Genomic DNA, 11,913 nt, shown 5'->3' with positions numbered 1-11,913 from the left:
CGGATGACGGACGGCCCGAGGGGCGGGGTGCGGCACGCGCCGCATCCCGCCCCTCGGGGATGATCAGCCGAGTACTGCTTCGGCTTCCTGGATGAACTGCTTCGCCGCTTCCTTCGAGCTGAGCTCGCCGAATGCCACCTGCTGGTAGAACCGGGGCAGGTTCTGCTGGAAGATGCTCGCGTAGCCCTTGCCGTAGACGGCGGGGGCGACATCCTGGTCGGCGACGAATGCGTAGAGCTCGAGCTCCGCCTTCTTGGCCGGTGTCGTCGCCTCGTCGTCGAGGATCAGCTGCAGGTTCTCGGTGTTGACGTTCGCGCCGTTGTCGGAGGCGTACACGGTGGCAGCCTCCGGATCGTTGACGAAGAAGTCGATGAACGATGCCGCGGTCGGGACGTTGCTGCAGTTGGCCGAGATCGCCAGACCGGATACCCAGAAGGCGTTGCCGTAGCCGTCAGGACCTGTCGGAAGCGGGTACGTCGCCAGGGTGTTGCCGGGCGCTGCCGCGTCGATGGTCGCCTGAGCGGTTCCGAGACCGTTCGCGGGCCAGACGACCGTCGCCTGGTTGCCGGTGCTCACGCCGAGCTGTTCGAGCGGCAGCGAGTTCTGCTCCGACGCGGTCTCCGCCGGGATGGCGACGCCCGAGTCCTGGAGGTCGGTGACGTAGTCCCAGAAGTCGACCAGGTCGCCCTCGTCGAATCCGAGCTGCCCGTCCTCGTACAGGTCCTTGCCGTGGCTGCGCATCCAGGCTTCGAGCGAATCGGTCTGGCTGCGCACCAGGTCGAGGGAGGGCTTGCCCTGAGCCTTCGTGAGGTCGGCGCCCCATTCGGCCAGCCAATCCCAGTCGTAACCCTCCGGCGGCAGGTCGAGACCCGCCGCTTCGACCTGCGTGGTGTTGACGATCATCGAACCGAAGGCAGCGCCGTAGGGGATCATGTAGAGGTTGCCGTCGCTTCCGCGACCGCTCTCGAGCACGGACTCGGGGATGTTCGACACGTCGATCGCGCCGGAGTCGACAAGGTCGTCGAGGGGCATGAGGGCCCCGCGATCCGCGTAGTCGGCCATGAGGCGGTTCTGCATCTGCGGAACGCAGGGCAGGTTCTTGCCGGCGGCCTGCACGGTCGCCTGCTCGAAGTACGCGGCGAACTCGGCCGTCGTGCCCTGCACGGTCACCTCGGGGTTGGCCTCCTGGTAGAGGTCGATCACCGCCTGCGTCTTCTCGTTGCGGGCCGGACCTCCCCACCAGGCGTACTGGATCTCTCCACCGATCTCGGCCTCGGGTGCGGTGGTCTCGCCGCCGCCTCCTCCGCCTCCTGCGCAGGCGCTCAGGCCGAGGACGGCGATGATCGCCGCCGACGCCATCGTCATGGTGCGGGATCTGTTCATGTCATCTCCATTTCGTTTCTTTGTGCTGTGTCGTGAGTCATTTGAGTCCGGTGGTGGCGATGCCCTGGGTCAGCAGCCGCTGCGAGGCCAGGAAGAACCCGACGAGCGGCGTGATGGAGAGGGTCGCCATGGCGAAGAGGGTGCCGATCGAGGATTGGCCGGTCGAGTCGACGAACTGCACCAGGCCCTGCGGCACCGTGTAGAGCGCGGTGTTGCTCAGGTAGAGCCGCGGCCCGAGGAAGTCGTTCCAGGTGGCGATGAAGGTGAACATCGCCGTGGTTGCGATCGCCGGCCCCAGGAGAGGGACGATGATGCGGCGGAAGATCCCCCAGTCGCCCGCTCCGTCGAGGCGGGCGGCCTCGTCGAGCTCGCGCGGCAGGCCGCGGATGAACTGGACGGTGAGGAACACGAAGAACGCGTCGGTGGCGAGGAACTTCGGGACGACGAGCGGCAGGTAGGTGTTCAGCCAGCCGAGTTCGTTGAACAGGATGTACTGCGGAACGATCGTCACCTGATACGGCAGCAGGAGCGTGCCCATCAGCACCGCGAACAGCGTCTTCTTGAACGGGAAGTTCAGTCGGGCGAAGGCGTACCCGGTGAGGGTGCAGGCCACGACGTTGCCGATGACCGCGAGGATCGCCAGCACGAACGAGTTGAAGAAGTAGAGACCGAAGTTCAATGTCGAGGTCGGGTTGAGCCCATCGGCGTAGTTCTCGAGGGTGAACGGGCCCTGGAACGGGAGGAGCGTCGAGCCGATCTGCGCGTCGGGTTTGAAGGAGGCGTCGATCATCCACACCACCGGATAGAGCATGACGACGAGCACGGCGATCGTGATCGCGTGTCGGGCCCATCCGGCGAGGAGGCGGCTGTTGGTCGCTCGTCGGGGCATGAACAGCCCGCCCCTGCGCCGGCGACCGCGACTGCCGGAGGGTTCGAGCAGGTCGGGTGAGATGCGAGCAGCCGGTGTGGTGGTCATGAGTCCTCCCCGTAGAAGACCCAGAAGCGGGTGCTCCAGAACAGAAGTGCGGTGATGGCGGCGAGCGCGAGGAGGAGACCCCAGGCGAGCGCCGAGGCGTAGCCCATCTGGAAGTCGACGAAGCCGCGCAGGTAGAGGTAGACGGTGTAGAGCAGGAGGGAGTCGGCCGGCTGGCCGGTTCCGCCGCTGATCACGTAGGCGGGGGTGAAGGACTGCAGGGCGTTGACGATGGTGAGCAGCCCGTTGAAGAAGATCACCGGAGTGAGGTGCGGCAGGGTGATCGACAGGAACTGCCGGAACTTGCTGGCCCCGTCGAGGGAGGCCGCCTCGTAGTAGGTGTCGGGGATCTGCCGGAGGCCCGCGAGGAAGATCACCATGGTGCTTCCGAATGTCCAGACGCTCAGTGCGATGACGGTGAGGAGCGCGTAGGACGGGCTGCCGATCCAGCTGGGACCGTCGATCCCCACCAGCGCGAGCACGGCGTTGAAGATGCCCTCCGAGCCGAACACCTGGAGCCAGAGGACGGCGATGGCGACGCTGCCGCCGAGCAGAGAGGGCAGGTAGAAGAGTGCACGGTAGATGCCGAGGAACCGGATGCCCCGGTTGAGGAACATCGCGAGCAGCAGCGAGAAGATCAGGATCGCGGGGACCGAGATGAGGGTGTACATCGCGGTCACGCCGACGGTTCGGTAGAAACGCGGGTCCTCGAACAGCATCCGCACGTAGTTGTCGAGCCCGATGAACTCGGGTGTGCCGATCAGGTCGTAGCGGGTGAACGAGAGGTACAGGGACGCGAGCATCGGGCCGAGCACGATGGCGAGCAGTCCGAGCAGCCATGGCGACAGGAACGCGTAGGCGGAGAGCGTCTCCTTGCGCCGGCGTCGCTTCTGCGCCGCCGAGCGCGGCGGGATGGCGCGACCGCCGGGCGCGGCGCCCTCATCGTTCTCGACCGACACCAGGTCGGCGACGAGCTGGCTCATGACTCCTTCTTTCCGCCGTGGTGGGCGTGGTCTTCGACGGCGGTGGCGAGGATCTGCGACAGGAGCGCAGCGAGCGGCAGGGACAGGCCCGCCTGGCGTCCGGTCGCGACGATGTCCCAGAGGTCCTTGCTCCACGGACGGAACTCGACGGGGGTGCCGCTCGCGTCGTAGTTGCGGGCCAGCTCGTCGAAGAAGCCCCAGTTGCGGGCGACCCAGCTGTCGCCCGTCGAACCTTCGAGGGTCGCGAGCGCGACCTTCTCGTCGACGCCGAACTCGGTGGCGAGCGCGAGACCCTCGTACAGCGCCTGCAGGGAGGCCAGCATCGACAGCTGGTTGGCGAGTTTGAGCGCCGACCCGCTTCCCACCGGGCCCGCCTCGACGACGGAACCGAGCGCGTCGAGCACGCGGCGTCCCGACGCGGGGACCGATCCGCCGACCATGATGGTCAGCTCCCCCGTCGCCGCCCGCGCGGCGCCGCCGCTCACGGGAGCGTCGTTCACGCTCACCCCGTGGGTCTCGGCGGCCTCGGCCAGACGCGGAGCCGTCGGCGGGAGGATCGTGCTGTGCAGCAGCACCGCTGACCCTTTCGCGAGCTTCTCCACGAGGCCGGATTCCAGGAGGACCGCGGTGACCGCATCGTCGTCGGGCACGGCGATGCAGATCACCTCGCAGTCCCCCAGGTCGGCCACGTCGTCGACGACGGTGCCGCCGTGCTTCTCGAGGGAGCGACGGGGTGCGGCGTTCAGATCGGCGCCGACCACCTCGAAGCCGGCATCGACGAGATGCCGGGCCATGGGGAGGCCGATGTCGCCGAGCCCGATGAAGGCCACTTTCATTGCTCTCTCTCCTTTGAAAGACACGGTGAGGGGATGGATCGGCCAGAGCCGATCAGTCGTCAGTCGTCGACCTGGACCGTGTCGTCGAGGGCCCAGCCCAGCTGCTCGTACATGCGGCGGCGGCCGCGCTTGTCGTTCTCGGCCTCCTGCCTCGCGTACTTGGCGACCTCTTCGACGTGCTCGATGGGCACGACGATGACGCCGTCGCCGTCGCCGACGATGATGTCGCCGGGCTTGACGAGCTGGTTGCCGACGGTGATGGGCACGTTGTGCTCGAGGTACTCGATCCGGCCCTGCGTCATGGTCTGGTTGATGAACTGCGCGAAGACGGGCACCTTCTGGATGCGGCACTCGTCGGTGTCGCGCACTCCACCGGAGGTGACGACGCCCTGGGCGCCCTTGAGGTAGAAGTTCAGCGTGTTCCACGAGCCGAGCTGGCCGACGCCCTGGTCGGGCGCCTCGATGACGACGACGTCGCCCTTCTTGATCTCCTCCGCGTACGGCTCGATGTGCACCTCCTTGTACCAGAAGTCACGAGCCCACTCGGTGTACTCGTCGGGGGTCATGAACGGCGCCTGGCGCTGACTCGCCGTCAGACGGACGGTCAGGGCCGGGCCCGCGAGGCGTGCTCCCTCGAACAGAGGGCGGATGTCGCGGTGCACCGAGCCCTTGCTGAAGAGTCCGATCCAGTCCATCCCGTCGCGCACGTCGGAGACGCGCAATCCGTCGAAGAGCTTCTCGATCTCGGGGTAATCCATGGGGTTGTTCCCTTTCTTGTGGTGATCTGCGGTCGGGACGGTCACCAGGTGGTGGCGACGTACTTCGTCTCGAGGTATTCGTGGAGGCCCTCGTGGGAGCCCTCGCGGCCGAGGCCGCTCTGCTTGACCCCGCCGAACGGGGCCGCCGGGTCGGAGACCAGGCCGCGGTTGAGCGCGACCATTCCCGCCTCGAGCCGCGCCGAGAGCCGGAGCCCGCGGGCCAGGTCACCCGTGTAGAGGTAGGAGACGAGGCCGTGCACGGTGTCGTTGGCGGCGGCCAGCGCCTCGTCGTCCGAGGTGAAGCGCACGACGGGGGCGACGGGGCCGAACACCTCCTCGTGCAGGATCCGCGCGTCGGCGGGCACGTCGACGAGGACGGTCGGCGGGTAGAAGGACCCGGGGCCGTCGGGGGTCTCGCCGCCGAGGGCGAGCCGGGCCCCGCGGGAGAGCGCGTCGTCGACGAGCTCCTGCGCCTTGCGAACCGCCTCCGCGTTGATCAGGGGTCCGCACTGGGTGCTGCTCTCCGCCGGGTCGCCGACGGTGATGGCGCCCATGCGCTCGACCAGGCCCTCCACGAACTCGTCGTGCCGGCTGTCCGCCACGTAGAACCGGTTGGCGGCGGTGCAGGCCTGGCCGCCGTTGCGCATTTTGGCGATGAGTGCGCCGTCGAGTGCGGCGTCGACGTCGGCGTCGTCGAGCACCAGGAACGGGGCGTTGCCGCCGAGCTCCATCGCGGTCTTGATGACCGTCTCCGACGCCTGGGCGAGCAGGATCCGGCCGACCTCGGTCGACCCGGTGAAGGAGAGCATCCGGACCCGACCGTCGTCGAGGAGGGCTCGGACGACTTTGCCCGCCGTGTCGGTGACGACGACGTTCAGCACCCCGTCCGGCAGTCCGGACTCGCGGAGGATGTCCGCGATCGCGAGAGCGGTGAGCGGTGTCTCGGAGGCGGGCTTCAGGATCGCCGTGCAACCGGCGGCGATCGCCGGTCCGATCTTGCGGGTCGCCATGGCGGCCGGGAAGTTCCACGGGGTGATGAGGAGGCAGAGTCCAACGGGCTCGTGCGTGACGAGCACCCGATTCGCCCCGTTCGGACTGTCGAACACCTCGCCGCGGATCCTGACGGCCTCTTCCGCGTACCAGCGGAAGTACTCGGCCGCGTAGTCGACCTCGCCCAGCGCGTCAGCATGCGATTTGCCGTTCTCGGCCGAGATCAGGTCGGCGAGCAGTTCGCGCCGCTCGATCATCGTGGTGAAGGTGCGCATCAGGATCCCGCTGCGTTCGCGTGCCGAGGTGGCGGCCCAGGCCTCGGCGACCGCGGAGGCCTGGTCGGCGGCCCGCAGCGCGGCGGCGACGTCATCGGCCGCAAGGCTGATGAGCGGCCGGCCGGTCGCCGGGTTGTCGACTCGGACCTCGCGGGCCGATGGGTCGGAGGTCTGCCGGCCATCGGTGATGTCCTCGATCAGGCCGTCGAGCACGGGGGTCATACCTTCTCCACTTTCGCTGTCGGATGAACGCGTTCGTGCACCGCGTCGAGTCGCCCGATCGCCGCAGCGCCGAGGATGGAGACGGCGCCGTCCGCGAGGGGGCGGGGATTGTTCTCGCTGAGTCGCACGGCCGCCAGCCCCTGCTCCGCGGCCCAACCGACACGATCGGTCGGGAATCCGATGGCGTCGAGAGTCGACGGGATGCCGACGGATGCGAGGAAGTCCTGGACGAGCTGCGGCGCGAGTGCGGCGACGCTCTCGTCGTCTCCGACGGCCCCGAACCGGCGGGCGATCTCCGCGAGCTCCGTCACCCGTTCCTCGCGGTTGTACTCCATGACGTAGGGCAGGAGCATGCCGACACCGACCCCGTGCGGGGTGTGCGTCATCGCGCCGATCGGGTACTGCAGGGCGTGGGCCGCCGCGGTTCCGGCTGTGCCGAAAGCGAGACCGCCCATCAACGAGCCGTACATCACGAGAGCGCGCGCCTCGAGGTCCGAGGCATCCGTGTAGGCCCGCTGCAGGCCCTGCGCGATCGCGCTGATCCCGGCGAGCGCGAAGCTGTCGGTGAGTTCGCCCCGCCCCACGAAGACGCGTTCGCCCGCGAGCGCCGAGTTGGTCTCGCGGCTGATCGCCGTGTACGACTCGATGCAGTGCGACAGCGCATCCGCCCCCGCGCTGGCCGTCACGCCCGGAGGGCAGGTGAGCGTCAGCTCGGGGTCGCAGATCGCGACGGTGGGGATGAGGTAGGGGCTGGAGATGCCGACCTTGGTCTCGCGCCGCGGATCGGTGATGACGGCGACCGGGGTCACCTCCGAGCCGGTGCCGGCCGTGGTGGGGATCGCGATGAGCGGGAGGATGGGGCCCGGCACGCGGAACTCGCCGTAGTAGTCGCCGATGTCCCCGCCGTGGGCGAGGAGGCAGGCGGCGACTTTGGCCAGGTCGATGCATGAGCCGCCTCCGACCGCGATGAACAGGTCGGCCTCGTGCGAGCGTGCCGCTTCGACCGCGGCGAGGATGCTGTCGGTCGGCAGTTCGGGAACCACGTCGGAGAAGATCGCCGCCGCGACACCCGCCGTCTCGACGAGCGCGACGAGTTCGGTGAACTCCTCGCTCGTCGCGAAGTAGGGGTCGACGCAGATGAAGGCGCGTGTGCCCAGTCGCGGGCCGAGCCACGACAGGGCGCTGCGCTGACCCGCGCCGAAGATGATCTCGCTCGGAGCTCGGAGTGCCGCGAAGAGCTCCCCCATGGGGCGAGTGCTCACCGGGACGGATCCCGGCAGGATGGACGACGAGTGCACAGCGGCCCCAAGCTTCTTCGGTCGAGGTAATCCGATCAGATCGGATCGGATTACGGAGACCTTACGAGCGTCGCAAACGCCATGTCAACCGTTCTGCCCGCAATTCGTCGATATTTGCAGCCGCCTCCGCGAAATGATCCGGATCAAACGGGAGGCGTCCGTCACGGATCTGATCGCAAATGACCGATATGCGATACGATTCGCAAGGTTCTCTCTTCCGTCTGCAGAAGGGCACGCGATGGAACTCTCTCCGCAGGGCACGCCAGAGGCAGCGGTCGATCCCGAGCTCGCGCCCGACGATCATCCGCGAGCCCCCATCGGCGAATCCGTCTACGAAGAGCTCCTCGGTCGGGTGCTCTCCTCCGAACTCGGCCCCGACGACCGCATCACCATCGACGCCCTCGCCCGCGAGCTCCGGGTGTCGCAGACCCCGATCCGGGAGGCGCTGCATCGCCTCTCAGCCGACGGCATCGTGGTTCGCAACCACCTGTCGGGCTACCGAGTCGCCCCCAAGATGACCCGGGCGCAGTTCGAGGATCTGATCGTCATCCGCCAGCTCCTCGAGCCCGCGGCCGCTCGACGGGCGGCGGAGGAGATCACCCCCGAGCAACTGGCATCGCTCGACCAGTTGGAGCAGCAGATGGCGTCCGTCCTCGGCGACCGCGGTCGCAGCTATGCGGAGTTCTCGCGGCTCGACGCCGAGTTCCACGACCAGATCGCGGTCGCGGGCGTCAACACCTTCATTCGCGAGGCGCTCTCGCGACTGCACACCCACGCGCACCTCTTCCGTCTGTCGAATCACGCGCTCATCACCTCCCTGGCGGTCGACGAGCATGCGCGGATCCTGACGGCGATCCGACTGCGCGACCCGGGAGACGCGGCCTTCGCCATGCGCCAGCACATCGACGCGTCCGCCGTCCGCTTCCGCAAGAGCTTCGACGACTGAAACGGCGCGCAGGCGTCCCGCCGGTCGGTAGGTTGGCGACATGATCGATCGCGCCCGACTCGCTGAGCTGACCGCGCGTGAGCAGCGGACCTTCCTGGAGCGGAACCCGCGCTCACGCGCCGCCTACGACCGTGCCGAGCATCTGTTCGGCCAGGTTCCGATGACCTGGATGAACAAGAAGGCGGGCGCCTTCCCGCTCTACCTCGCCGAGGCCAGGGGCAATCGGGTCACCGACATCGACGGCAACGTCTACCTCGACTTCGCCCTGGGCGACACCGGTGCGATGGGCGGGCACTCCCCCGCTCCCGTCGTCGACGCGGTCCAGCGTCGGATCGGCGATTCCGGAGGGGTCACGACGATGATGCCGACGGAGGACGCCGAATGGGTGGGCGCAGAGCTCAGCCGCCGATTCGGGCTCGACGTCTGGAGCTTCTCGCTCACCGCGACCGACGCCAACCGGTGGGCCATCCGACTCGTCCGGGCACTCACCGGCCGGTCGAAGATCCTGTTCCACAGCTACAGCTACCACGGCAGCGTCGACGAGTCGCTCATCGTCGTCGGCGCTGACGGTGAAGGGACGAGCCGTCCCGGCAACGTCGGAGCTCCCGTGGACGTCACGCTCACCAGTCGGGTCGCCGAGATCAACGACCTCGACGGGCTCGAGCGGCAGCTCGCCCACGGCGACGTCGCGGCGGTGCTCATCGAGCCGGCGTTGACCAACATCGGCATCGTGCTTCCCGACCCGGGTTATCACGAGGGCGTGCGCGAGCTCACCCGCCGTCACGGGGCGCTGCTCATCATCGACGAGACGCACACCTTCTCCGCCGGCCCCGGCGGGGCGACGAAGGCATGGGGGCTCGAGCCGGATGTGCTCGTGATCGGCAAGGCGATCGCGGGTGGCGTCCCGAGCGGCGCCTACGGGCTCACCCGGGAGATCGCCGACCGTGTGCTCGGCCGCACCGACCTCGGCCTGATCGACATGGGCGGTGTCGGCGGCACCCTCGCCGGCAGTCCGCTGTCGATCGCCGCCACCCGCGCGACCCTGGAGCACGTGCTCACGGACGCGGCGTTCACCGGCATGATCGAGGTCGCCGATCACTACACCGACGGGGTGCGCCGACTCTTCGAGCGGTTCGGGCTGCCGTGGACGATCAGTCAGCTGGGCGCGCGAGCCGAATACCGCTTCGTCTCCCCCGCCCCGCGGAACGGAACGGAGTCGGACGCCGCCGCCGATGCGGAGCTGGAGGACTTCCTGCACCTCTATCTGACGAACCGCGGGATCCTGCTCACCCCGTTCCACAACATGGCGCTGATGTCTCCCGTCACCACCAGGGACGATGTGGACGCCCACCTCGCGGTCCTCGAGCAGGCGCTGGCCGAGCTGACGGCGTAGGCCGGGCGGGGGCTGGGGCTGAGGCTGGGCTTGGGCTGCCCTCGGTACCCGCTCCGCGCTACTCGACCTCCGACTGCGCGACCCCCGCCCGCTGAGCCCGTCGAAGCGCGGGAACGCCCGCCCGCTGAGCCTGTCGAAGCGCGGGACCGCCCGCCCGCTGAGCCTGTCGAAGCGTAGGTTGCGTCGCCTCGCTCATTTCGACGGGCTCAATGGGCGGGGTTGCGTTGGTTCCCTCATTTCGACGACTCAATGGGCGGGGGTGCGTCGGTCCGGTCTTTTCGACCGGAGGGGTGGGCGGGTTGCGTCCGTTCGCTCATTTCGACGAGCTCAATGGGCGGGGTTGCCCGACCGCCCGCTGAGCTCGTCGAAGCGCAGGGCGGCGCGGGCGTCAGTCGCCGTCGATGAGTTCTTTGAGCTTCTTCGTCGCGTCGGCGATGTCGTCGTGATCGTTCTGAGCGGCCCGGCTCTCCGCCGAGATGACACCGCCGCGGCGGACCTTCGAGAAGTCGCCGTACGGGAAGCTGTAGCGCCCCTTCGTCTCCTCCGACTGGTCCCGGTCGATGCCGAGATGCCAGTGCGAGTACTCGGTCCAGCCGTGCTTCTCGATGAACGCGTTCTCCTGGCTCGCGGTGGGGGCCGCCTCGCTCCAGTCGTCGCGCTCGTCCTTCACGACCTCGCCGTCGCGGACAAGCTTTCGGGCCTGTTCGAGTGCCGGCTTGTTCAGTTCGATCGCCATCGTGACCGTCCTCTCCTCACCGCCATCGAAACACCGGAGCCCGGCAGCGGAGAGACGTCTCAGATACCTCCCAGCCCGTGTCCGGTCTGTGTGGAGGGGGTCAGCGCCAGCCGACCGCGGGCGCGATGTCGCGCACGATCGACTGCAGCAGGTGGGTGTTGTAGTCGACGCCCAGCTGGTTCGGCACGGTGACGAGAACGGTGTCGGCCGCCTGCACGGCGGTGTCGCGTTCGAGTTCGCGCACGATCTGCTCGGGCGAGCCGATGTAGCTCTTGCCGAACCGGGCGAGTCCGCCGTCGAGGTAACCGACCTGGTCCTCGCCCTCGCCGTCGGCACGCTCCCCGAAGTAGAGCTCGTCCATGTCGTTCGTGATCGGCAGGATGCTGCGGCTCACCGACACGCGCGGCTCCCGGTCCCAACCCGCTGCCGCCCAGGCCTCGCGGTACAGCGCGATCTGCTCGGCCTGCAGTTCGTGGAACGGAACTCCGGTGTCCTCGCTCAGCAGCGTCGAGCTCATCAGGTTCATACCCTGCTCGGCCGTCCAGGTGGCGGTGGAACGGGTGCCGCTCCCCCACCAGATCCGGTCGGCGAGACCGGGTGCCTGCGGCTGGATCGCCAGCGCTCCGGTGGAACCGGTCATCTGCGGGTTCGCCCGCGCGACACCCGCACCGGCGATCGCCGCGCGGAACACCTCGGTGCGCGCTCGGGCGTCGTCGGCGTCCGTGCTCCCCTCGCCCGGAACGTAGCCGAACGACTCGAATCCGCGGAGAGCCGTTTCCGGTGACCCGCGGCTCACACCGAGCTGGAGTCGACCCCCGCTGATGAGGTCGGCGATCGCGGCCTCCTCGGCCATGTACAGCGGGTTCTCGTACCGCATGTCGATCACGCCCGTGCCGAGCTCGATGGTCTTCGTCCGGGCAGCCATCGCCGACAGCAGCGGGAACGGGGACGCGAACTGGCGCGCGAAATGATGGACCCGCAGGTAGGCGCCGTCGATGCCGATCTCCTCGGCCGCTTCCGCGAGTTCGATGGCCTGCAGGTACGCGTCCGCGGCAGTGCGTGTCAGCGACCCCGGAACCGCCTGCCAGTGACCGAAGCTGAGGAAGCCGATTCTCTTCAC

At 68.4% G+C, this 11,913-nt stretch carries 11 protein-coding genes; 2 read left to right on the top strand and 9 right to left on the bottom strand.

Annotated features, from left to right (window positions below):
- Positions 1-63 precede the first annotated feature (63 nt).
- From DDQ50_RS12325 to DDQ50_RS12295, 7 genes are read right to left on the bottom strand one after another with little or no spacing between them, the layout of a single operon-like run.
- On the bottom strand, positions 64-1,383 hold the full coding sequence (locus tag DDQ50_RS12325; protein ID WP_116756998.1) for an ABC transporter substrate-binding protein: 1,320 nt from the start codon (positions 1,381-1,383) through the stop codon (positions 64-66).
- 37 nt (positions 1,384-1,420) lie between these two features.
- Positions 1,421-2,359, bottom strand: coding sequence for a carbohydrate ABC transporter permease (locus DDQ50_RS12320; RefSeq protein ID WP_116756997.1), 939 nt, complete (start codon positions 2,357-2,359; stop codon positions 1,421-1,423).
- Positions 2,356-3,339, bottom strand: coding sequence for a carbohydrate ABC transporter permease (locus DDQ50_RS12315; protein ID WP_116756996.1), 984 nt, complete (start codon positions 3,337-3,339; stop codon positions 2,356-2,358). The genes DDQ50_RS12320 and DDQ50_RS12315 overlap by 4 nt, the downstream gene beginning before the upstream one ends.
- Positions 3,336-4,175 (bottom strand): NAD(P)-dependent oxidoreductase, encoded by an 840-nt coding sequence (locus tag DDQ50_RS12310; RefSeq protein ID WP_116756995.1) that lies wholly within the window; start codon positions 4,173-4,175, stop codon positions 3,336-3,338. The genes DDQ50_RS12315 and DDQ50_RS12310 overlap by 4 nt, the downstream gene beginning before the upstream one ends.
- A gap of 59 nt (positions 4,176-4,234) precedes the next feature.
- On the bottom strand, positions 4,235-4,933 hold the full coding sequence (locus DDQ50_RS12305) for an RraA family protein (RefSeq protein WP_116757437.1): 699 nt from the start codon (positions 4,931-4,933) through the stop codon (positions 4,235-4,237).
- A 41-nt stretch (positions 4,934-4,974) separates the two neighbouring features.
- The gene (locus DDQ50_RS12300; protein WP_116756994.1) at positions 4,975-6,420 is read right to left on the bottom strand and encodes an NAD-dependent succinate-semialdehyde dehydrogenase; all 1,446 of its coding nucleotides are present in this window, start codon (positions 6,418-6,420) and stop codon (positions 4,975-4,977) included.
- Positions 6,417-7,682, bottom strand: coding sequence for an iron-containing alcohol dehydrogenase (locus tag DDQ50_RS12295; protein ID WP_240614367.1), 1,266 nt, complete (start codon positions 7,680-7,682; stop codon positions 6,417-6,419). The genes DDQ50_RS12300 and DDQ50_RS12295 overlap by 4 nt, the downstream gene beginning before the upstream one ends.
- A gap of 274 nt (positions 7,683-7,956) precedes the next feature.
- Here DDQ50_RS12295 and DDQ50_RS12290 point away from each other — a divergent pair, with 274 nt between their 5' ends.
- Positions 7,957-8,664: a GntR family transcriptional regulator gene (locus tag DDQ50_RS12290; protein ID WP_240614366.1), complete on the top strand. Its 708-nt coding sequence runs from the start codon at positions 7,957-7,959 to the stop codon at positions 8,662-8,664.
- 40 nt (positions 8,665-8,704) lie between these two features.
- Positions 8,705-10,057, top strand: coding sequence for a transaminase (locus tag DDQ50_RS12285; protein ID WP_116756992.1), 1,353 nt, complete (start codon positions 8,705-8,707; stop codon positions 10,055-10,057).
- A 388-nt stretch (positions 10,058-10,445) separates the two neighbouring features.
- On the opposite strand, the gene DDQ50_RS12280 is transcribed toward DDQ50_RS12285, so the two are convergent.
- Both DDQ50_RS12280 and DDQ50_RS12275 read right to left on the bottom strand, forming a co-directional pair.
- Entirely contained in the window at positions 10,446-10,793 is a 348-nt protein-coding gene (locus DDQ50_RS12280; protein WP_116756991.1) for a hypothetical protein, read from the bottom strand.
- Between the two features lie 100 nt (positions 10,794-10,893).
- Positions 10,894-11,913 (bottom strand): LLM class flavin-dependent oxidoreductase, encoded by a 1,020-nt coding sequence (locus DDQ50_RS12275; RefSeq protein ID WP_240614365.1) that lies wholly within the window; start codon positions 11,911-11,913, stop codon positions 10,894-10,896.

It is taken from the genome of Amnibacterium flavum (genome assembly GCF_003097495.1).
Lineage (GTDB): Bacteria > Actinomycetota > Actinomycetes > Actinomycetales > Microbacteriaceae > Naasia > Naasia flava.
Note: the sequence above shows the minus strand (reverse complement) of the source record. Positions and strands in the feature narration are given on the sequence as shown.